Source organism: Ancylobacter sp. G4_0304, assembly GCF_047501495.1.
GTDB lineage: Bacteria > Pseudomonadota > Alphaproteobacteria > Rhizobiales > Xanthobacteraceae > Ancylobacter.
The window spans coordinates 87,474-107,043 of record NZ_JAZDRM010000007.1 but is presented as its reverse complement, the minus strand read 5'-3'; the positions used below and the strand labels follow the sequence as shown (position 1 = coordinate 107,043).

At 69.6% G+C, this 19,570-nt stretch carries 20 protein-coding genes; 3 read left to right on the top strand and 17 right to left on the bottom strand.

All coding sequences use genetic code 11. The annotated features are described in order from the left end of the window. Positions 1-19 precede the first annotated feature (19 nt). The 12 genes from ybeY to murJ form a co-directional block, all read right to left on the bottom strand. Positions 20-538: an rRNA maturation RNase YbeY gene (gene ybeY / locus VRZ77_RS06090; protein ID WP_414591769.1), complete on the bottom strand. Its 519-nt coding sequence runs from the start codon at positions 536-538 to the stop codon at positions 20-22. After that, complete coding sequence (locus VRZ77_RS06085) at positions 535-1,566, bottom strand: PhoH family protein (RefSeq protein ID WP_414591768.1); 1,032 nt, start codon at positions 1,564-1,566, stop codon at positions 535-537. The genes ybeY and VRZ77_RS06085 overlap by 4 nt, the downstream gene beginning before the upstream one ends. Before the next feature lie 119 nt (positions 1,567-1,685). Then, positions 1,686-3,119 (bottom strand): tRNA (N6-isopentenyl adenosine(37)-C2)-methylthiotransferase MiaB, encoded by a 1,434-nt coding sequence (miaB, locus tag VRZ77_RS06080; RefSeq protein WP_414591767.1) that lies wholly within the window; start codon positions 3,117-3,119, stop codon positions 1,686-1,688. A 230-nt stretch (positions 3,120-3,349) separates the two neighbouring features. Beyond that, positions 3,350-4,120 carry a lysophospholipid acyltransferase family protein gene (locus VRZ77_RS06075; RefSeq protein WP_414591766.1) on the bottom strand — a complete coding sequence of 257 codons (771 nt, stop codon included), beginning with the start codon at positions 4,118-4,120 and terminating at the stop codon, positions 3,350-3,352. 4 nt (positions 4,121-4,124) lie between these two features. Next, positions 4,125-4,559, bottom strand: a complete 435-nt coding sequence (locus VRZ77_RS06070; RefSeq protein WP_241619567.1) for a Fur family transcriptional regulator — start codon at positions 4,557-4,559, stop codon at positions 4,125-4,127. An 87-nt stretch (positions 4,560-4,646) separates the two neighbouring features. Continuing rightward, positions 4,647-5,153, bottom strand: coding sequence for a GNAT family N-acetyltransferase (locus VRZ77_RS06065; RefSeq protein ID WP_414591765.1), 507 nt, complete (start codon positions 5,151-5,153; stop codon positions 4,647-4,649). 16 nt (positions 5,154-5,169) lie between these two features. Further along, entirely contained in the window at positions 5,170-5,853 is a 684-nt protein-coding gene (gene tsaB, locus VRZ77_RS06060) for a tRNA (adenosine(37)-N6)-threonylcarbamoyltransferase complex dimerization subunit type 1 TsaB (protein WP_414591764.1), read from the bottom strand. Between the two features lie 81 nt (positions 5,854-5,934). Beyond that, positions 5,935-6,489 carry a NifU family protein gene (locus tag VRZ77_RS06055; RefSeq protein ID WP_414591763.1) on the bottom strand — a complete coding sequence of 185 codons (555 nt, stop codon included), beginning with the start codon at positions 6,487-6,489 and terminating at the stop codon, positions 5,935-5,937. Positions 6,490-6,594: 105 nt separating this feature from the next. Then, positions 6,595-7,632: a threonine-phosphate decarboxylase CobD gene (gene cobD, locus VRZ77_RS06050; protein ID WP_414591762.1), complete on the bottom strand. Its 1,038-nt coding sequence runs from the start codon at positions 7,630-7,632 to the stop codon at positions 6,595-6,597. A 63-nt stretch (positions 7,633-7,695) separates the two neighbouring features. Next, the gene (locus VRZ77_RS06045; RefSeq protein ID WP_414591761.1) at positions 7,696-8,205 is read right to left on the bottom strand and encodes a universal stress protein; all 510 of its coding nucleotides are present in this window, start codon (positions 8,203-8,205) and stop codon (positions 7,696-7,698) included. A 94-nt stretch (positions 8,206-8,299) separates the two neighbouring features. Next, the gene (gene trpS, locus VRZ77_RS06040; protein WP_414591760.1) at positions 8,300-9,331 is read right to left on the bottom strand and encodes a tryptophan--tRNA ligase; all 1,032 of its coding nucleotides are present in this window, start codon (positions 9,329-9,331) and stop codon (positions 8,300-8,302) included. Between the two features lie 143 nt (positions 9,332-9,474). Further along, the gene (gene murJ / locus VRZ77_RS06035; protein WP_414591759.1) at positions 9,475-10,998 is read right to left on the bottom strand and encodes a murein biosynthesis integral membrane protein MurJ; all 1,524 of its coding nucleotides are present in this window, start codon (positions 10,996-10,998) and stop codon (positions 9,475-9,477) included. Between the two features lie 195 nt (positions 10,999-11,193). Between murJ and VRZ77_RS06030 the strand changes: the two genes are divergently transcribed. After that, complete coding sequence (locus tag VRZ77_RS06030) at positions 11,194-12,192, top strand: adenosine kinase (protein ID WP_414591758.1); 999 nt, start codon at positions 11,194-11,196, stop codon at positions 12,190-12,192. Between the two features lie 259 nt (positions 12,193-12,451). Here VRZ77_RS06030 and VRZ77_RS06025 read toward each other — a convergent pair whose 3' ends face one another. Both VRZ77_RS06025 and VRZ77_RS06020 read right to left on the bottom strand, forming a co-directional pair. Next, positions 12,452-13,000: an ActR/PrrA/RegA family redox response regulator transcription factor gene (locus tag VRZ77_RS06025; RefSeq protein ID WP_241619556.1), complete on the bottom strand. Its 549-nt coding sequence runs from the start codon at positions 12,998-13,000 to the stop codon at positions 12,452-12,454. Positions 13,001-13,112: 112 nt separating this feature from the next. After that, on the bottom strand, positions 13,113-14,507 hold the full coding sequence (locus tag VRZ77_RS06020) for an ActS/PrrB/RegB family redox-sensitive histidine kinase (protein WP_414591757.1): 1,395 nt from the start codon (positions 14,505-14,507) through the stop codon (positions 13,113-13,115). Positions 14,508-14,795: 288 nt separating this feature from the next. Here VRZ77_RS06020 and VRZ77_RS06015 point away from each other — a divergent pair, with 288 nt between their 5' ends. After that, the gene (locus tag VRZ77_RS06015; protein WP_414591756.1) at positions 14,796-16,148 is read left to right on the top strand and encodes a polyhydroxyalkanoate depolymerase; all 1,353 of its coding nucleotides are present in this window, start codon (positions 14,796-14,798) and stop codon (positions 16,146-16,148) included. 15 nt (positions 16,149-16,163) lie between these two features. Here VRZ77_RS06015 and VRZ77_RS06010 read toward each other — a convergent pair whose 3' ends face one another. Next, positions 16,164-17,066 carry a LysR family transcriptional regulator gene (locus tag VRZ77_RS06010; RefSeq protein ID WP_414591755.1) on the bottom strand — a complete coding sequence of 301 codons (903 nt, stop codon included), beginning with the start codon at positions 17,064-17,066 and terminating at the stop codon, positions 16,164-16,166. Positions 17,067-17,195: 129 nt separating this feature from the next. Between VRZ77_RS06010 and VRZ77_RS06005 the strand changes: the two genes are divergently transcribed. Beyond that, positions 17,196-17,960 carry an SDR family oxidoreductase gene (locus tag VRZ77_RS06005; RefSeq protein WP_414591754.1) on the top strand — a complete coding sequence of 255 codons (765 nt, stop codon included), beginning with the start codon at positions 17,196-17,198 and terminating at the stop codon, positions 17,958-17,960. Between the two features lie 156 nt (positions 17,961-18,116). Here VRZ77_RS06005 and phoB read toward each other — a convergent pair whose 3' ends face one another. Together phoB and phoU are read right to left on the bottom strand one after the other, a co-directional pair. Continuing rightward, on the bottom strand, positions 18,117-18,818 hold the full coding sequence (gene phoB, locus VRZ77_RS06000; RefSeq protein WP_241619552.1) for a phosphate regulon transcriptional regulator PhoB: 702 nt from the start codon (positions 18,816-18,818) through the stop codon (positions 18,117-18,119). A gap of 32 nt (positions 18,819-18,850) precedes the next feature. After that, positions 18,851-19,564 carry a phosphate signaling complex protein PhoU gene (gene phoU, locus VRZ77_RS05995; protein WP_414591753.1) on the bottom strand — a complete coding sequence of 238 codons (714 nt, stop codon included), beginning with the start codon at positions 19,562-19,564 and terminating at the stop codon, positions 18,851-18,853. Positions 19,565-19,570: the final 6 nt, after the last annotated feature.

The following is a 19,570-nucleotide window of genomic DNA, read 5'->3' as shown; positions in this document are numbered from 1 at the left end:
TGCTTCTTCTGGCCTTCTTCTAGGATGCCTGAGATACGGGTTCGGTTTCGGCATAGGGATCGGACACGCCAAGCGTCAAGAGCACGGTGCGCTCCATCGCCTCCATCTCCTCGGCCTCCTCGGGGACCTCATGGTCATAACCGAGGAGATGCAGCGTGCCGTGCACCGACAGGTGCTGGAGATGGTCGGCGATGCTCTTGTTCTCGCCGGCCGCCTCGCGCTCCAGGGTCTCGAAGGCGATGGCGATGTCGCCGAGATGGGGATCGCCCCCGCCCCGCGCCACTTCGGGCGTGGGGAAGGACAGGACGTTGGTCGCCTTGTCCTTGCCGCGCCAGTCGCGGTTGAGCGCGCGGATGCCGGCATCGTCGGTGAGCATCACCGCGATCTCCGCGCCCTCGATGTCGAGCTCGTATTCGGTGGCCGCGCCCTCTACGGCGGCGATCACCGCCCGCGTCACGAGACTTTCGGCATCGGGCACGCCCTCCCAGGCGGGCGCTTCCACCAGCACGTCGATCTCGATGGCGGGGGCGTCGCTCATCGCGTAGCCGTCCTTGTTTCCGCCTTCGCCTCGGCGGCGGCGCGGGCGCTCGCGGCCTTGTTGTCGTAAGCGGCGACGATGCGCCCGACCAATTCGTGGCGCACCACGTCGGCGGCGGCGAAATGGCAGACCTCGACGCCCTCGACATTCTCCAGCAGCGAAACCGCTTCCGCGAGGCCGGAGGTCTGGCCGGGCGGCAGGTCGATCTGGCTGGGGTCGCCGGTGATGATCATGTGCGAATTCTCGCCCAGACGGGTCAGGAACATCTTCATCTGCATCGACGTCGTGTTCTGCGCCTCGTCGAGGATGACGCAGGCATTGGCCAGCGTGCGGCCGCGCATGAAGGCCAGAGGCGCGATCTCGATCTCGCCGGAGGTCAGCGCCCGCTCGACGAAGGCGCGGTCCATCAGGTCGTGGAGCGCATCATAGATCGGACGCAGATAGGGGTCGACCTTCTCCTTCATGTCGCCGGGCAGGAAGCCGAGCCGCTCGCCCGCCTCCACCGCCGGGCGCGAGAGGATGATCTTGTCCACCACGCGCCGCTCCAGAAGGTGCACGGCATAGGCGACGGCGAGCCAGGTCTTGCCGGTGCCGGCCGGGCCGACGCCGAACACCAGCGTCTGGCGCTTCAGCGCGCGGATATAGGCGTCCTGCGCGGCGGTGCGGGCACGCACCGGGCGGCGGCGCAGCTGGATCTCGTCGAAGCTCTGCTTGCGCGCGGCCGGGTCGAAATCGAACAGGAAGCCCTGGCTGGCGGCCTCGCGCAGCACGCCTTCGACATCGCCGGGGGCGATCTCGCCGCCCTTCTTCAGCCGGGCATAGAGCGTCTCCAGCACATGGCGGGCCTGATCGCAGGCCTCGCGCGGGCCTTCCAGCGTGACATGGTTGCCGCGCTGCTCGGCCACGATTTCTAGCCGACGCTCGATCAAGGCGAGGTTCTGGCCGTAATGGCCGAACAGCAGGCTGGCGAGCCTGTTGTCGTCGAAGGCCAGGACAGTCTGGTTGGTAGCGTCGACGGTGGGTGTCATCCAGCGTGCCGTTGTATCGGAGGAAGCGGGCGTTCGAGGCGGGCGGGTTCCGGCCGATGTGGTCCCCGCACGGGCACTTACCAAGGCACGATCGGAATCAGACCCGGATCGACGCACGCTTAAGCCTCCACTTGTTCGCTCTGCCCTATTGAACCCGTCATCATGGCCGCGGGTTCACCGCGACTCTCGAAGAACTCGCCGCCGAGGATGTCCCCCGACAGGCTCTTGGTGGACACTTCGCGCACCTCGACGGTGGCGAGCGTGCCGATCGCCTCCGGCGGCGCCAGCACCACCACGGACTGGAGATAGGGCGAGCGGCCGATGAGCTGGCCGGGCAGGCGCCCATGCTTTTCCAGGAGAATCTCAAAGCGCCGGCCACGGCAGGCCGCGTCGAATTCCGCCTTCTGGCGGTCGAGCAGGGCCTGCAGCGCATAGATGCGCTGCGACTTCACCTCTTCGGGCAGCTGGCCGTCCATGGTCGCGGCCGGCGTGCCCGGACGTATCGAGTATTTGAACGAGAAGGCGCCAGCGAAGCGCACCTTCTCCACGAGGTCCATGGTGTCGGCGAAATCCTCGTCGGTCTCGCCGGGGAAGCCGACGATGAAGTCCGAGGAGAAGGCGATGTCGGGCCGCGCCGCGCGCACGCGCTCCACGGTCTCGAAGAACAGCTCGCGGTCGTGCTTGCGATTCATCGCGGCGAGAATGCGGTTGGAGCCGGACTGCACCGGCAGGTGCAGATAGGGCATGAGCTCGGGCAGGTCGCGATGGGCGGCGATCAGCTCGTCATCCATGTCGCGCGGGTGGCTGGTGGTGTAGCGCACGCGAGCGATGCCCGGGACCTCGACAATGGCGCGGATGAGGTCCGGCAGGTTCACCGGGCGGCCGGCCGCGTCCTCGCCGTGATAGGCGTTGACGTTCTGGCCGATGAGCGTGACCTCGCGCACGCCGCCATCAGCGAGGCGGCGCACTTCCTCGACGATCTTCGCCACCGGGCGGGAGACTTCCGCCCCGCGGGTGTAGGGCACCACGCAGAAGGTGCAGAACTTGTCGCAGCCTTCCTGCACCGTGACGAAGGCGGTGGGGCCGCGCTTGGCGATCGCCGCGCGCGAGGGGGCGGCGAGATGGTCGAACTTGTCCTCGACCGGGAACTCGGTCTCGACGATGCCCGCGCGGCGATTCGAGCCGCGCAGCTCGGCCTGCGCGATCAGCTCGGGCAGCTTGTGGTAGCTCTGCGGGCCGACCACCAGGTCGACCGAGCGGGCGCGCTTGATGATTTCCGCGCCTTCCGCCTGCGCCACGCAGCCGGCGACCGCGACCATCTGGCGGCGGCCGAGCTCTTCCTGGCTTTTGCGCAGCCGGCCGAGCTCGGAATAGACCTTCTCGGCGGCCTTCTCGCGGATGTGGCACGTGTTGAGGATGACGAGGTCGGCGTCCTCCGCCGTCTGCGTCTCGACATAGCCCTCATGCGCGAGCTGATCCGTCATGCGCTGGGCGTCATAGACGTTCATCTGGCAGCCGAAGGACTTGATATAAAGCTTGCGCGGTTCACTCATGCGTGTCGATCGAGCTGTGCCACACCGCCTCGGCACGCGAGGGGGCGGTCAAATCCCTTGAAAACATTGCGCGCGACAGATGCGCCGCCAATGAGGCGCCCCCGCAATTCGCCGCTCGTTCCCAGCTTGAGATCGTCCACGTCTCCGATAGGTGACACCTCCCTCCTGTGTAGCCGGATTCCCGCCAAAAGGGAATGCGGAGGAGCGAAGTAAAGCGGAGGTTAACGGCCTCATTCACCGCGCGGGTTCAGCGCGCGGGCCAGAAGCGCCCGCACCGCGCGCTCCGCCTCGCCCGCCGCCGCCTTGCGGTTGCCGGCCTCGACCAGCTCGCCGAAGCGCAGCTCGACATCGAGCGTGCCGCGTCGCAGCACTTCCATCAGGTGCGGAGCGAGGTCCATGTCGCCATACCAGGCGACCAGCGGGCGGCGCGTGCGCCCGAGCGACACCCCGCCCTGCGCGACATAGGCGATGGCGAGCGGCTGGATCGCCGCGTTCCCCTCGCCCCGGCTCGCCGCCCCCAGCAGGGCCGAGCGGAACGGCAGCACGCGGTTGCCGTCGCTGGACGTGCCTTCGGCGAACAGCACCACCGGATCGCCGCCGCCCAACCGCCCCGCGATCTCGTGCGCGGCGCGCCCGGTTGCAGTGCGGGCCGCGCGGTCGACGAAGACGGTGCGCTGGAGCTTCGCCAGCAGCCCGATGCCCGGCCAGCTTCCGACCTCGCTCTTGGCGACGAAGGCGAGCGGAAACTGCGCGCCGAGCACGCAGATATCGAGCCAGGAGACATGATTGGCGACCAGAAGCAGCGGACGGGCGGTGGCCGGCGCGCCGGTAACGCGCACCCTGATCCCGATCAGCGCCAGAACGGCGCGGTGGAACAGCAGGGGAATGCGGCGCTGCGCACTCAGGTTCAGCGCCAGCGCGGCCGCCTGCAAGGGGATGCCGACCAGCGTGAGCGCCACCACCGGCACCAGCACCAGCCAGGCGCGAAGGCCGGTGCGCAAGGGCTCAGCCCTTCTTCTTGGCGTCGAGCGGCACGCCGTAGAGCTCCAGCCGATGGCCGATCAGCTTGTAGCCGAGCTTGCGGGCGATCTCTTCCTGAAGATGCTCGATCTCCTCGGAGCGGAACTCGACGACATGGCCGGAGCGGATGTCGATCAGATGGTCATGGTGCTCGTCCGGCACCGGCTCGTAACGCGAACGGCCGTCGCGGAAATCGTGGCGTTCGATGATGCCGGCATCCTCGAACAGCTTCACCGTGCGGTAGACCGTGGAGATGGAGATGCGGTCGTCCACCGCCGCCGCGCGCCGGTGCAGTTCCTCGACGTCGGGATGGTCCTGGGCATCGGCGATCACGCGGGCGATGACGCGGCGCTGGTCGGTCATGCGCAGGCCGAGCGTAACGCAGGCATCCTCGATGGCGGTCGGCTTCTCGTCGTTCATATCCGGCGGGTCTCCCGTCTCCGGCGCCTTATGGAACAGGGCGCCCCGGAAGGGCAACCCTCGACGGCACGCGTCGCGGGCTTGCCCTCAGGCGATATCCCGCCGCATCACGATCGCGGTCGCGCTCGCGCCCGAAGCGGTGCGATAATAGCCCCGGCGCCGGGCGATTTCACGAAAGCCGAGATGCTCGTATAGCCGCAGGGCCGCGGCATTGCCGTCCTCGACCTCCAGGAACACGGTGCGGAACCCCTCCGCCGCCAGCAGCGCGAAGCTGCGCTCCAGAAGAAGGCGGCCTATGCCCTCGCGCCGACGGGCGCGGGCGACCGCCACCGAGAGGATCTCGGTCTCCGGCCGCACGCCCTTGAACAGCACGAAGCCGGCCGCCGGGCCGCCCGGCCCCGCCGTGACCAGCCAGGCGCGGCTCAGCGGATCGGCCAGCAGGCGCTCGAACTCGGCGCCGTCCCAGGCGATGTGGAAGCCCTCGGCGTGGAGCCGGGCGAAGCTGTCGGCATCGGCGGGCGAGGCCGCGCGCAGGTGGAAGGCGCGGCGCGGGAAGCCGAGCCTGCCGCCCAGCCACGCCAGCGCCCGGCTCATCATCGGGACCTGCCGATCATCGCCGGGCGATCCGCGCCGCGGTCTGCGGCTTGGCGTCGGCGTCGCGCAGATAGAGCGGGCGCGGCTCGGAGCGCGCGGGATCGGCGACCGAAGCGAGGCGTGCCAGCCACACCGGATCGGGCACCGCCTCGGGCGAAACCAGCAATGGCGGGCGCTCGCCCGAGGGCCAGTGTTCGGCCAGCAGCGCCGCCCCGGAGCCGACGAGGCGCACCGGGACGTTGGCGACCGCACGGGCGGCATCGCGCAGCGCCATGGCGCGAGGGCCGACCAGCAGCCGCCCGCCCGGGCCGATCATCTGGAGATAGACATTGCCGTGCCGGGCATCGATCGCCGCCGCGACCGGGATGCTGTCGTCGGTGGCGAAGAGCGGCGCGGCCAGCGTCGCCAGCGTGGAGATGCCGATCACCGGCCGGCCGGTGGCGAGGCCGAAGCTGCGGGCGGCGGAGAGGCCGACGCGCAGGCCGGTGAAGCTGCCGGGCCCGACCGTGACCGCGAACATGCCGATGTCGCGGAACTCCGCGCCGGCTTCGTCCATCAGCCGCTGCACCAGCGGGATCAACGCCTCGGCATGGCCGCGCTCCATCGCCAGGCTCTCGCTGGCGAGGGTGCGGTCTTCGGCGATGTCGTGGAGCGCGGCGGAGCACGCTTCCAGCGCGGTATCGATGGCGAGAATCAGCATGGGCCTTCCGTCACGTCTCGCCTCACCATGCGCACGGCCGGCGGGCGAAGGAAAGTGGCGGCCGGCGCGCGGGGACGCGGATCAGACCGCGCGCACCTCGACCACATCCGGCACGAAATGGCGCAGCAGGTTTTCGATGCCGTTCTTCAGCGTCGCGGTTGAGGACGGGCAGCCCGCGCAGGAGCCCTTCATGGCGAGGAACACCACGCCGTCCTTGTAGCCGCGGAAGGTGATGTCGCCGCCGTCATTGGCCACGGCCGGGCGCACGCGGGTGTCGATCAGCTCGCGGATGGTGTCGACCAGCCCCTCGTCCTTGGCCTCGAAGAACGCATCGTCCTCGACGTGCTCATGGGTCTCGGGCAGAACCGGCTGGCCGGAGACGAAATGCTCCATGATCACGCCGAGGATTGCCGGCTTGAGATGGGGCCATTCCGCGTCCTGCTTGGTCACGGTGACGAAATCCGAGCCGAAGAACACCCCGGAGACGCCGGGAATCTCGAACAGGCGGCTGGCGAGCGGCGAGCGCCCGGCCTCGGCGGCGTCGCGTGCCTCGAACGTGCCTTCGCCCAGCACGGAGCGGCCGGGCAGGAACTTCAGCGTGGCGGGGTTCGGCGTGGGTTCGGTCTGGATGAACATGGGTCTGGCTCCTGCCTACCGGGGGTCAAGGCCCCGGCGACGTGGGGATTTGGAATCTAGATAAGCTCTCGCCCGCCGAAGGGGAAGTGGGCGCGATGCCGCCGGTCACGCGGCGAGTGCCGCTTCCAGCCGCCGCCAGGCCGCGTCATTGCCCGGCAGGCCGAAACGCAGCCAATGCGGCCGCTCGTGGAAGGACCGCACCAGAATGCCGGCGCGGCCGAGGCGCTCGAACCAGCGCGCGGCGTCCGGCGTGGCGGCAAGGCGGAACAGGCTGGTCCCGCCCACCGGCTCGAACCCGGCGGCGCGCAGAACTCCGTCCAGCCGGGCGGCATCGTGGTCGAGTTGCGCGCGGGCGCGCGCGAGCCAGCCGGCATCGGCGAGCGCCTGCGTTCCGATGGCGAGCGCGGGCCCGGAGACCGGCCAAGGGCCGAGCGCGGCGCGCAGGCGTCCGGCAGTTTCCGGCTCGCTTACCGCGAAGCTCAGCCGCAGGCCGGCGAGGCCATAGGCTTTGCCGAAGGAGCGCAGGATGATCGTACGCGGGGGCAGGGCGGGGATGAGGCTGCGCGAGGGGGCGACCACATCCATGAACGCCTCGTCCACCACCAGCGCGCCGCCGCGCGCCGCAAGGCGGGCCGCGACGCTGTCGAGATCGCCCGGCTCCACCAGCCGTCCGTCGGGATTGTTGGGGTTGACCACGACCCCGAGGTCGATGTCCTGCGCGCACAGCGCCTCCATTTCCTCGACGATCCGCACCTGCGCGCCGGCGGCGTGCCAGCGGGCCGGGTGTTCCTGATAGCCGAAGCCGAGAATGGCGACGCGACGCGCGGGAAACAGCGCCGGCAGCGCCGCGATCAGCGGCTGGGTGCCGCTCGCCGCCACCACGCGGCCATGGGCGGGAACGCCATAGGCGCGCGCGGCCACGGCCTCCAGCCGCTCCAGCGCCGCGCGCTCCGGCAACCGGGTCCACAGCTCTTCGCCCAGCGTACTGGCCTCGAAGGGGTAGGGGCGCGGATTGATGCCGGTGGACAGGTCGATCCACGGCTCGGGCGCCTGCGGGAAGCGGGCGCGCGCCGCGTCCAGTTCGCCGCCGTGGCGGGGGCGGCTGGCTGCCGATGGAGGGGCGGGATCGTGGCGCGCGTCCAAGTGACGTCCTCTTGTCGGCCTGCGCCGGCTCCAGCGGCCGGGTGCGGGGCTGTGAAGGCCGGCTCAGGCCAGCGCGTCGAGCTCGGCGTCTTCGAGCGCGCCCGGCACGATGGTGATCGGGATCGGCAGATGCGCCCAGCTTCCCGCGCCCATTCCGGCGGCGAGCATGCCGACCAGCGGGCCGGGCCCCTCGCTGCCGGCGCCGGCAGCGAGCGCGAGGATGGCGATGTCCTCGTCGGCCTCGATCACTTTCAGGATTTCCTCGGCGACCTTGCCCTCGACGATCACCTGTTCGGGCTCCAGTCCGGAGAGCAGGCGGGCGCGGGCGGCGAAATGATCGAGCTGGGCCTGCGCCTTGTCGGTGGCTTCCGCACGCATCAGGTCGGCGACGCCGAGCCACTGGCTCTGCACGTCGGCGAGTTCCAGAACGGAGAGCATGACCACGCCGCCATGGGTGCGCGCGGCGCGGCGGGCGGCGTAATACACCGCGCGGTCGCATTCCGGCGTGTCGTCGATCACCACCAGAAACTTGCGGCGGTGGCCGGGCTCGTGACTTTGGCGCCTGCGCGGCATGGCGGATTCCTGTGAGGCGTCGTCCCTCTGCGGAGCCGGCGCTTGCCGGTGGTCATATCACAGGCGGAGCGGAATCGCCGATCGCGCCCCGCTCTCAGCGCACGAAGCCGACGATGTCCTTGACGTGGCCCATGGTCTCCTCGGCCAGCACCCGTGCGCGGGAGGCGCCGTCGCGCAGCACGCCGTCGACATAGGCCGGATCGGCGACCAGACGCTTCATCTCCGCGCCGATTGGGCCGAGCCGGGCGACCGCGAGATCGACCAGCGCCGACTTGAAGGTCGAGAACTGGCCGCCGCCGAAATCGGCCAGCACCTGGGCCTTGGTGGTGTCGGCGAGCGCGGCATAGATGCCGACGAGGTTCTCGGCCTCCGGGCGCGGCTTCAGCCCCTCCACATCCGAGGGCAGCGGCTCGGGGTCGGTCTTGGCCTTGCGCACCTTGGAGGCGATGGCGTCGGCGTCGTCGGTCAGGTTAATGCGCGAATTATCCGAGGGATCGGACTTCGACATCTTCTTGGAGCCGTCGCGCAGGCTCATCACTCGTGCCGCCGGCCCGCCGATCAGCGGCTCGGGCGAGGGGAAGAACGCCTCGCCGAGGCCCAGCTCGGCAATGGAGGGGCCGAAGTCGTTGTTGAACTTCTGCGCGATGTCGCGGGTCAGCTCCAGATGCTGCTTCTGGTCCTCGCCCACCGGCACATGGGTGGCGCGGTAGAGCAGGATGTCGGCGGCCATCAGGTTCGGATAGGCGTAGAGTCCCACCGAAGCGTTCTCGCGGTCCTTGCCGGCCTTCTCCTTGAACTGGGTCATGCGGTTCAGCCAGCCCAGGCGCGCGACGCAGTTGAACACCCAGGCGAGCTCGGCATGGCCGGCGACCTGGCTCTGGTTGAACACGATGTGCTTTTTCGGATCGATGCCGGCGGCGAGGAAGGCGGCGGTGACCTCGCGGATGCAGCGCTTCAGCTCCGCCGGGTCCTGCCAGACGGTGATGGCGTGCATGTCGACCACGCAGTACAGGCAGTCATAATCCGCCTGCATCTCGACGAAGCGCTTGATGGCGCCGAGATAATTGCCGAGGTGGAGGTTGCCGCTCGGCTGAACGCCGGAAAACACACGCTGCTGGAAAGCCATATCGTTACGTCCTCGACGACCGGCGGCGTCCCGCCGGTCCCGCTAGAGCCGTGTCATTTGCGGGCCTCATGGCACGCGATCCGGGCGCTCGCAAGGCTTTCGTGCGCGGGGAGCCCCGGCCTGGCCCGCGCCTCACCTTCGCCTCACTTGCGCAGCGCCGACCGCAGCGCGGGAAGCCGCACGGCGCCGAGCGCGGCGGCCAGCGCGCCATAGATCGCGACGCCGAGCCCGACGAGACCCGCGAGCGCGGGAACCGCGTGCCATCCGCCTGCCACCAGCGGCCCCTCCAGCCAATGCGCGGCCAGCATGAGCGCGAGCGCCATGGCGCCAGCGGAGGCGATGAGCGCCAGCACGCGGCGCCGTCCCGTCCGGTCGAGCGTCAGCAGGCCGCGGCGTGCCAGCGCCAGCGCCAGCCCCGCCGTGCCGATGAGGCTTGCGGCCACCACGCCCAAAGCGGGGCCGGCAATGCCGAGCGTGCCGGCGCCGGAAAATCCGGCCAGCGCGCCGAGCGGCAGGGCGACCAGATTCGCCCGGATGACGAGCCGGCCGAAGCCGCGCGCGAAGGCGATCGCCGCCAGCACCTTTTCCAGCGCCTGGATCGGGATGGTCAGCGCCAGCAGGGCGACCGCGCGGGCGGTCAGCTCGGTGGCGGCCGGATCGAACGCGCCGCGCTGGAACAGCACGGCGACTATGGGATGGGCCAGCACGGCAAGGCCCAGCGCGGCCGGCAGCGCCAGCGCCAGCGCGGCCTCGACACTGCGCGCGCGCAGCTCGGTGCCATCCCTGCCGCCGGCGGCGAGCGCGGGCAGCAGCACCGCCCCGGCGCTGGCGCCGACCAGCCCGAGCGGCAATTCCACCAGCCGGTTGGCGAAGAACAGCGCGGCGACGCCGCCGGAGAGCGTGGAGGCCGCTGCCGCCGCGAGCAGGAAGCGCAGCTGCGGCAGGGCGGCCGCGAACAGGGTCGGGCCGGCGGCGAACAACATCGGCATCGCCGCCCGCAGCGCCGCGGGTGACAGCCCTGCGGCGAGCGCCCCCTCGGGACGCGCGGAGAGCATGACGAGAAGCTGCATCACCGCGCCCGCCACCGTGGCACCGGCGAGCCAGGCGAGATTGGCCACCTCGCTGCCGGTCTCGACCGCGCCGCTCAGATACAGCAGCACGATCACCGCGATCACCGCGACATTGCCGAGGGCTGGCGCCATGGCGGGGCGGGTGACGCGCCCCGCCGCATTGGCGAGCGCCGCCAGCACGCCGGCGATGGCGGCCAGCGGCAGGCAGATCACCGCGAGCCGCCCGGCGAGCACCGCGCCGAGCTCGCGCGGCCCGTCACCGGGGAAGCCGGGCGCCATCAGCGCGACCACCCACGGCATGAAGACATAGGCGATGAGCGCCAGCGCGCTCGCCACCAGAGCGAACAGCGCCAATGCGCCCGAGGCCCGCTGCGCCGCCGCCTCGCCTTCGCCGAGCCGCGGGGCGATGGCGCCGTTCAGCGCTCCCTCGCCGAGCAGCCGCCGCGCGAGCTGGGGCAGAGCGAGCCCGGCCACCGCCGCATCCGCCACCACGCCGGTGCCGAACAGGCTCGCGATCGCCGCATCGCGCGCGAAGCCGAGCACGCGCGAGGTCAGCGTGAGGGCGGCGACGGTGGAGGCATGCCGGAACAGGGCCATGAGTACCCGAGGCGGGACGGAGCGAAGGCTCCAGCAATAGCGGCGCACGACCGGGCGGGAAAGCGCCCGGTTGGAACGTCGCGCGCGGCGGCCGCCGCGATGGAGCAAGTTGCGCCCGGCGGGAAAGCGTTGCGGGCCACGGCTCGCTCTGCTACCGCGGTCGCCATCTCTCTTCCCTCGTGAAAGGCCAGACCCTTGACCGCGCAACCGCTCGACGTGATCGGCTTCGGCAATGCCATCGTGGATGTGATCTCCCGCGCGGACGACGCGTTCCTCGCCACCCACGGCATGCAGAAGGGCGGCATGACGCTGATCGACGAGGCGCGGGCCGGGACGGTCTATGGCGCGATGGGGCCGGGCGTGGAGATTTCCGGCGGCTCGGCGGCCAACACCATGGTTGGCATCGCCGCGCTGGGCGGGGCGGCCGGCTTCATCGGCAAGGTGCGCGACGACGAGCTGGGCGGCATCTTCGCCCACGATATCCGCGCGGCGGGCGTCGCCTATGACACGCCGGCGGCGACCTCCGGCCCGACCACGGCGCGCTGCCTCATTCTGGTGACGCCGGATGGCGAGCGCACCATGAACACGTTTCTCGGCGCCGCGCAGGACCTGTCCCCGGCGGATGTCGACGAGACGGCGGTCGCGCTCGCGGGCGTGACCTATCTCGAAGGCTATCTGTGGGACCCGCCGGCGGCCAAGGAAGCGTTCCTCAAGGCGTCTGGCATCGCCCACGCCAATGGCCGCACCGTGGCGCTGACGCTCTCGGACGCGTTCTGCGTCGGGCGCTACCGCGCGGAATTCCTCGATCTGATGCGCTCGGGCGTGGTCGATCTGGTGTTCGCCAATGAGACCGAGCTGACCGCGCTTTACGAGGTGGACTTCGACGCCGCGCTCGCCGCGATCCGCAAGGACGTGGCGCGCGCCGTGGTGACGCGCTCGGAAAAGGGCGCGCTCTCGGTGGCGGGCGAGGAGACGGTTTCAGTGCCGGCCTTCCCGGTGGCCAAGGTGGTGGACACCACCGGCGCGGGCGACCTGTTCGCCGCCGGCTATCTCCACGGTTTCGCCAAGGGCTTTTCGCCCGAAGAGTCGCTGAAGCTCGGCGCGCTGTGCGCAAGCGAGATCATCAGCCACATCGGCGCCCGCCCGGAGAAGGCGCTGAAGGAACTGGCGCGGGAGCACGGGCTGCGGGTGTGAGGGCTGCCGGCGGAAGTGCACCATGCCCATGCGTGCATCGAAATAATGCGTATGGATCGGGACTTCGGACAGTTTCATCGGCTCGAACGGCTGGTTCTGAATGGCCGCGATCTTCTGCAGGTCAAGGAGAGCGAGCAGTCGGCTTGTATTGCCGTTCAGGTCGAACCATTCGCCGGACATTTCGGTGACGACATTCTTGTTCGCCGGCTTTTCAAAGCACACCCGGTGATTGGGCCCTTGGCGCGCGGCACTGCGCTTCTCAGCGCGGCGCCCTTTTGGCGAGGATGCGCTGGAGGGTGCGGCGATGCATGGAAAGCCGTCGCGCGGTCTCAGAGACATTGCGCCCGCACAGTTCGTAGACGCGCTGGATGTGCTCCCAGCGCACACGGTCGGCCGACATCGGGTTCTCGGGCAACTGCGGCTTGAAATCGCCCTGCGCGTTCAGCGCGGCGCAGATGTCGTCGGCGTCGGCCGGCTTGGCGAGATAATCCACCGCGCCCATCTTCACCGCGTTCACGGCGGTGGCGATGTTGCCATAGCCGGTGAGGATGATGCCGCGCGCCTCGGGACGGCGGCGCTTGAGCGCGGAGATGACGTCCAGCCCGTTGCCGTCGCCGAGCCGCATGTCGACCACGGCATAGGCCGGCGCGCCGCCTTCGACGCGCGCGAGGCCGTCCGCCACGGTCTCGGCGGTGACCACCGTGAAGCCGCGCATTTCCATGGCGCGGGCGAGGCGCTGCAGGAACGGCTTGTCGTCATCGACGATCAGCAGTGTCCGGTCGAGCGTTTCGGCGGTGGCATCGAGCATGGCGTGTTCCCTGGAGCCGTGATCAGGTACGGCACGACCCCTCTCTTTTCTGTTGCGGCGCAGACTACACTGTCGATCCCGACAGTGCAAAATTGTCGCATCTGCTTTGGTCTTATAGTCCCTCGCCCGGCAGATTTGCCAGAGCCTCGCGCTCGGCCTCGCCGGAAATGTCGATCAGGCGACGCGGCCAGCGCACCACCACCTCGGCGCCATGGGCGGGCGACGTGCGGTTGACGAAGCTCAGCGCGGCGCCGGTGCGCTCCAGCAGGGTCTTGGCGATGAACACGCCGAGGCCGAGCCCCTCGCGCAGGCCCTCGCCATTGGGCTCCTCGTCCTCGTCGGGCTCGCGGCGCCAGCGCTGCCGGCCGCGGCTGGTGACATAGGGCGCGCCGATGCTGTCGATCAGCTCCGGCGGGAAGCCCGGCCCGTCATCGGTGACGATGATGGTGATCGCGTCCCCGCTCCAGCTCGCGACGATGTCGACGCGGCTTTCCGCGAAGTCCACCGCGTTCTCGACGATGTTGCCGAGCCCGTAGAGCAGGCCGGGATTGCGGGCGAGCACCGGCACGTCGGTCGCGCCGGAGGGCAGGGCGACGTTGATGAGGATCCCGAAATTGCGGTGCGGGGCGACCACGTCTTCCAGAAGATGCGAGATCGGCATGCGGTCGAACGGCGCATCGCCCGCGCCGAGCGAGGTCAGGGTGCGCAGGATCGCCCGGCAACGCTCGGACTGTTCGCCCAGCAGCTTGATGTCGTCGGCGATCGGGCTGTCCGGCGGGAGGGCGCGCGCCAGTTCCTTGGCGACCACGGTGATGGTGGCGAGCGGGGTGCCGAGTTCATGGGCGGCGGCGGCGGCCAGCCCGTCCAGCGCCGAGAGATGCTGCTCGCGCGCCAGCACCAGCTCGGTGGCGGCGAGCGCCTCCGAAAGCTCGCGCGTTTCCTCCGCCACGCGCCAGGTGTGCACGCCGATGAAGCCGATGGCGATGGCCTGCGCGCACCAGATCGCCGCGAGATAGACCGGCGGCAGCACCGGGCCGACGCCCAGCGCCTCGCTGTGCGACCAGGGCAGCGGCATCTGCCAGAGCCCGACCAGCGCCGCGCACAGGCTCGCCAGCATGCCGAGCAGGATGGTGGTGCGCGGCGAGAGCGCGGTGGCCGAGATCAGCACCGGGGCGAGAAACAGTACCGCGAACGGATTGGCGAGGCCGCCGGTGAGGAACAGCAGGGCGGAGAGCTGGAGAATGTCATAGGCCAGCAGCCACGCCGCCTCGACATCCGACAAGCGCCGCGCGCCGGGATTGCGCAGCCGCAAGGCGAGGTTAAGCCAGGCCGAGAGCGCGACCACGGCGAGGCAGGCGCCGAGTGGCAGGGTGAAGCCGAGAACACCCTGAACCACCACGATGGCCAGCGTCTGCCCGCCAATGGCGAGCCAGCGCAGGCGGATCAGCGTGTCCAGCCGGAGGCCGAAAAAGCGTTCCCCGATGGGGCGGTCGAGAGAGAGCGTCATGAATGTCCTGCCGTCGCGCTTCTTCTATAGCGCCGAAGGGCGGGGGCGCGAAGGGTCTCGCCGATCGCATGCGCGGCGGGCGGAACCGGCGGCGCGGCGGCGCGTTGCCGCCGGCTGCGGGTGCGGTCATCGGGGCGGTCATTGAACTGGCGAAGAAAGCCGCTATTTATGTTGCAGCGCACAATGTAAGGTGCGGCCGTCGGCGCGAGGGGGCTCGCGGCCCCGGAAGGCGGCCGGAGCCGCTCAGGCGCGTCGGCCGGCGGTCGGGATTTCCCCACGGAGGCATGCATGGCGATCGGTGTTTTCGGAGATGTCTACGAGGCGGAGGACGCGGTCCGCACGCCGGATGCACAGGTCCAGTTCGCGTCGGCCTTCACCCGGCCGCTCTACTGGATGTTCGAGATGGGGCAGGCGGCGCTGGAACCGGTGCGGCTGATGGCCGATGCCGGCCGGCTCTATTACCGCAACCCGGTCAATCCGCTGTCCCACACCGGGGTCGGCCGCTCGATGTCGGCGGCGTTCGAGATGCTGGAGCGAAGCACGCGGCGCTATGGCAAGCCGGAATGGGGCATCGACGAGGTGACGATCGGCGCGGTGCGTGTGCCGGTGACGGTCGAGACCGTATGGGAGCGCCCGTTCTGCCGGCTGCTGCATTTCCGGCGCGACTTCGCCCGCCCCCCGCGCCGGCCGCAGCCGCGCATGCTGATCGTGGCGCCGCTCTCGGGCCATTACGCCACGCTGCTGCGCGGCACGGTGCAGACGCTGCTGGAGACGCACGATCTCTATATCACCGACTGGGTGGATGCCCGCGAAGTGCCGATGAGCGCCGGGCGGTTCGATCTCGACGACTATATCGACTACCTGATCGAGATGTTCCGCCACATGGACGGCGGCATGCATGTGGTGGGCGTGTGCCAGCCGGCGGTGCCGGTGCTGGCCGCGGTCGCGCGGATGGAGGCGGAGGGCGACCCGCAGGTTCCGGCCTCGATGATCCTGATGGGCGGGCCGATCGACACCCGCGAGAACCCGACCGCGGTGAACGATTTCGCGCAGGAGCGCGGAATCGACTGGTTCCGGCGCAATGTCATCACCACCGTGCCGTTTCCGTACCCCGGCTTCATGCGGCAGGTCTATCCCGGCTTCCTCCAGCTTCACGGCTTCGTCTCGATGAACCTGGAGCGCCATTTGCGCGCCCATGCCGACATGTTCGGCCATCTGGTGAAGGGCGACGGCGATTCCGCCGCTAAGCACCGGGAGTTCTACGACGAATATCTCTCGGTCATGGATTTGCCGGCTGAATATTATTTGCAGACGCTGCAGACCGTGTTCATCGACCACGCTTTGCCCAAGGGCGAGATGACGCATCGCGGCGAGAAGGTCGACCCTTCGAAGATCCGCAACGTGGCGCTGCTGACCATCGAGGGCGAGAACGACGATATCTCCGGCGTCGGCCAGACCCGCGCGGCGCAGACCCTGTGCTCCAGCCTGCCGGAGGACATGCGTGTGCATTATCTTCAGCCGACGGTAGGCCATTACGGCGTGTTCAACGGCTCGCGCTTCCGTTCCGAGATCGCGCCGCGCATCGCCGATTTCACGCTGTCGCACAACTGGCCCAAGAAGGGGCACAATCGCGGGGCGTGAGGCTGGCGGGCACGGCTACAGCCCGGCTTCCCAGTAAGGCGGATCGCCGAACGCCTCGCGCAGGCAGTCGGCCAGCGCGCGCAGCTTGGCGGTCGGATTGCGGCCCTCCGGGTGCGCGACATAAATGAACTCCGCCTCGGGCTCGGCGCCGATGTCGATGGCCCGCAGCGTGCCGGCCCGGATTTCAGGCCCGGCGATGAACAGCGGCAGCATGGTGACGCCAAGGCCGGCGATTGCCGCGTCGCGCATCACCATGCCGTTGTTGACCTGAAGCCCGATCCTGGCGCGGACCTGCACGAAGCCGGCCTCGGTCGCGAACCGCCAGTCGGCGAGGCCGCGATGGGTGTAGAAAATCCCGCGATGGTGTTCGAGCCCGGCAAGGTCGCCCGGGGTTCCCTCCCGTTCGAGATAATCGGGCGAGGCCACCAGAACGCGGCGGCTGCGGGCGAGGCGCCAGGCGGTGAGCGGGCTGTCGCGCATCGGCCCGTGGCGGATCACGCCGTCGAAGCCCTCAGCCTGCGCGTCGACCACGCGGTCGTCGAGCTCGATGCTCAGCTCGATCTGCGGATGGCGGCGCAGGAAGGGATAGAGCGCGGGGCCGACATGCAGGGCGGTGAGCGTCACCGGCGCGGAGATGCGCAACGGGCCGGCCAGCGTGCCGCGCCGCTCGGCCAGGGCGGCGGCCGCCGCGTCGAGCCCGCGCAGCGACTGCGCGGCCATCTCTAGAAAGGTCGTCCCGTCTTCGGTCAGCGACAGGCTGCGGGTGGACCGATGTACCAGCCTGGCGCCGAGCTGGCGTTCGAGCTGGGCCAGCCGGTCGCTGACCACCGATTTCGACAGGCGCAGCCGGCGCGCGGCCTCGCTGATCGAGCCGGCCTCGGCGATGGCGACGAAAGCGGCGATGCCGTCGATTTTCATCGTTCGGATTTTCCGGACATGATTTCCATTCTCCTCAGGCTAATCCGAACGCGGTGGCCTTGCCATACTCCTGCGTGACACAGGCCCCCGGAAGCCCCGGCGGCGGATCGTTCATTGCAGGAGAAGTCAATGTCCCGTCTTATCAACAAGGTCGCGCTGGTGACCGGCGCCAGCTCCGGCATCGGCCGCGCGACCGCGGTGCTGTTTGCAAAGGAAGGCGCGAAGGTGGTGCTCGGCGCCCGCCGCCAGCCGGAACTCGACGCGGCGGTCGCCGAGATCGTGGCCGCCGGCGGCGAGGCAGTCGCGCTCGCCGGCGACGTGCGCTCGGAAGACTATGCGCAGGCGCTGGTGGCGCTGGCGGCCGAGCGCTATGGCCGGCTCGACATCGCCTTCAACAATGCTGGCACGCTCGGCGAAAAGGGTCCGAGCACGGGCATTTCCGAGGAGGGCTGGGCCGATACGCTGGCGATCAACCTCACCGGCTCGTTCCTCGGCGCCAAGCACCAGATCGCGCAGATGCTGAAGACCGGCGGCGGGTCGGTGATCTTCACCTCGACCTTCGTCGGCTACACAACCGCCTTTCCGGGCCTTGCCGCCTATGCCGCCTCGAAATCCGGCCTGATCGGGCTCACCCAGGCGCTGGCCGCCGAGTTCGGGCCGCAGGGCATCAGGGTCAATGCCGTGCTGCCCGGCGCGGTGGAGACCGAGATGTACAAGGAAGCCAACGGCACGGCCGAAGCGCAGTCCTTCATCACCGGGCTGCACGCGCTGAAGCGCGTGGCAGCCCCGGAGGAACTGGCGCGCTCGGTGCTGTATCTCGCCTCGGACGATGCGTCCTTCGTTTCGGGCACCGCGCATCTGGTCGATGGCGGGCTCTCGATCACACGGACCTGACGGCACTGTCCGCCTGACGACAACGCCCGCGCGTTTGCGGCGCGCGGGCGATCGTCTTGTCGAAGCGCCAGCCCTCAATGGGGCGGGCGAACATTTCGTTGCGGCGCCTGCGCCCTCAATGGGGCGGGCGAACATTTCGTTGCGGCGCCTGCGCCCTTAATGGGCGCGGGCGAACATTTCGTTGAACGAGTAGCCGGAGCCGCGCACGGTGCGGATCGGGTCGGGCTGGCGCGGGCGGTTCAGCGCCTTGCGCAGGCGGCCGACATGCACGTCCACGGTGCGCTCGTCGATATAGACGTCCTGGCCCCACACGCCGTCGAGAAGCTGCTCGCGGGAATAGACCCGGCCGGGCGACTGCATCAGGAACTCCAGCAGCCGGAACTCGGTCGGCCCCAGATGCAGCTCGCGGCCGGAGCGGTGGACCCGCTTGGTCTCGCGGTCGAGCTCGATGTCGCCGGCACGCAGCAGGGTCGAGATGTGGTCCGGCTTGGCGCGGCGCAGCAGGGCGCGCACCCGCGCCACCAGCTCCGGCACCGAGAACGGCTTCACGACATAATCGTCGGCGCCGGTCGCGAGTCCGCGCACGCGCTCGGTCTCCTCGCCGCGGGCGGTGAGCATCAGCACCGGCATGCGCTCGGTCTCCGGCCGGGCGCGCAGGCGCCGGCACAGCTCGATGCCCGACAGGCCCGGCAGCATCCAGTCGAGGATCACGAGGTCCGGCACGCTCTCGCGCAGCCGGGTCTCGGCCTCGTCGCCGCGCGCCACGCTCTCGACGGCGTAGCCTTCGGATTCGAGGTTGTAGCGCAGAAGGAGGGTGAGGGGCTCCTCATCCTCCACGATCAGAATGTTGGTCGGCATGGTCTATCCTCGCCGCACGCCGCGCCTGACGATCAGGACGGGAACGCCACGGAAGTAAGGCTGGACGTGTCCTGCTTGGGCCGCTCCTCGGTGAGCAGCGTGCCGGTCGCGAGGTAATGCACCGTCTCGGCGATGTTGGTCGCGTGGTCGCCGATGCGCTCGATGTTCTTGGCGCAGAACAGCAGGTGGGTGCACAGCGAGATGTTGCGCGGGTCTTCCATCATGTAGGTGAGGAGTTCGCGGAACAGCGAGGTGTAGAGCACGTCGACCTCGCCGTCGCGCTGCCACACCTCGACCGCCTTGGCGTCGTCGCGGCTGGCATAGGCGTCCAGCACGGTCTTGAGCTGCTCGAACACGATGCCCGACATGTGCTCGACCCCGCGCACCAGCTTCTGCGGGTGGAACTCGCCGGTGAGCGCGAGCACGCGCTTGGCGGTGTTCTTGGCGAGGTCGCCGATGCGCTCCAGATCGTTGGCGATGCGCATGGCGGCCACGATCTCGCGCAGGTCGCCGGCCAGCGGCTGGCGGCGGGCGATGGTGAGGATCGCCTTTTCCTCGATCTCGCGCTGCAGGAGGTCGATCGGGCCGTCGAGCACGATGACCTTCTGGGCGAGCTCGGTGTCGCGCTTGACCAGAGCCGCCACGGAATCGGCCACCAGCCGCTCGGCCTGGCCGCCCATTTCCACGACGCGGCGCCCGATTTCCTTCAGATCGGTGTCGAATGACGAAACGATATGTTCGGTCATGGCATG

Excerpts from the sequence above, each read along its gene's own strand:
- VRZ77_RS06045 (WP_414591761.1), bottom strand. The coding sequence starts at position 8,205 with ATGCCGCGCAGGCGCCAAAGTCACGAGCCCGGCCACCGCCGCAAGTTT.
- miaB (WP_414591767.1), bottom strand. The coding sequence starts at position 3,119 with ATGAGTGAACCGCGCAAGCTTTATATCAAGTCCTTCGGCTGCCAGATG.
- ybeY (WP_414591769.1), bottom strand. The coding sequence starts at position 538 with ATGAGCGACGCCCCCGCCATCGAGATCGACGTGCTGGTGGAAGCGCCC.
- murJ (WP_414591759.1), bottom strand. The coding sequence starts at position 10,998 with ATGGCCCTGTTCCGGCATGCCTCCACCGTCGCCGCCCTCACGCTGACC.
- VRZ77_RS06005 (WP_414591754.1), top strand. The coding sequence starts at position 17,196 with ATGTCCCGTCTTATCAACAAGGTCGCGCTGGTGACCGGCGCCAGCTCC.
- VRZ77_RS06020 (WP_414591757.1), bottom strand. The coding sequence starts at position 14,507 with ATGACGCTCTCTCTCGACCGCCCCATCGGGGAACGCTTTTTCGGCCTC.
- VRZ77_RS06025 (WP_241619556.1), bottom strand. The coding sequence starts at position 13,000 with ATGCTCGATGCCACCGCCGAAACGCTCGACCGGACACTGCTGATCGTC.
- trpS (WP_414591760.1), bottom strand. The coding sequence starts at position 9,331 with ATGGCTTTCCAGCAGCGTGTGTTTTCCGGCGTTCAGCCGAGCGGCAAC.
- phoB (WP_241619552.1), bottom strand. The coding sequence starts at position 18,818 with ATGCCGACCAACATTCTGATCGTGGAGGATGAGGAGCCCCTCACCCTC.
- VRZ77_RS06055 (WP_414591763.1), bottom strand. The coding sequence starts at position 6,489 with ATGTTCATCCAGACCGAACCCACGCCGAACCCCGCCACGCTGAAGTTC.
- VRZ77_RS06070 (WP_241619567.1), bottom strand. The coding sequence starts at position 4,559 with ATGAACGACGAGAAGCCGACCGCCATCGAGGATGCCTGCGTTACGCTC.
- VRZ77_RS06065 (WP_414591765.1), bottom strand. The coding sequence starts at position 5,153 with ATGAGCCGGGCGCTGGCGTGGCTGGGCGGCAGGCTCGGCTTCCCGCGC.
- phoU (WP_414591753.1), bottom strand. The coding sequence starts at position 19,564 with ATGACCGAACATATCGTTTCGTCATTCGACACCGATCTGAAGGAAATC.
- VRZ77_RS06015 (WP_414591756.1), top strand. The coding sequence starts at position 14,796 with ATGGCGATCGGTGTTTTCGGAGATGTCTACGAGGCGGAGGACGCGGTC.
- VRZ77_RS06085 (WP_414591768.1), bottom strand. The coding sequence starts at position 1,566 with ATGACACCCACCGTCGACGCTACCAACCAGACTGTCCTGGCCTTCGAC.
- VRZ77_RS06010 (WP_414591755.1), bottom strand. The coding sequence starts at position 17,066 with ATGAAAATCGACGGCATCGCCGCTTTCGTCGCCATCGCCGAGGCCGGC.
- tsaB (WP_414591764.1), bottom strand. The coding sequence starts at position 5,853 with ATGCTGATTCTCGCCATCGATACCGCGCTGGAAGCGTGCTCCGCCGCG.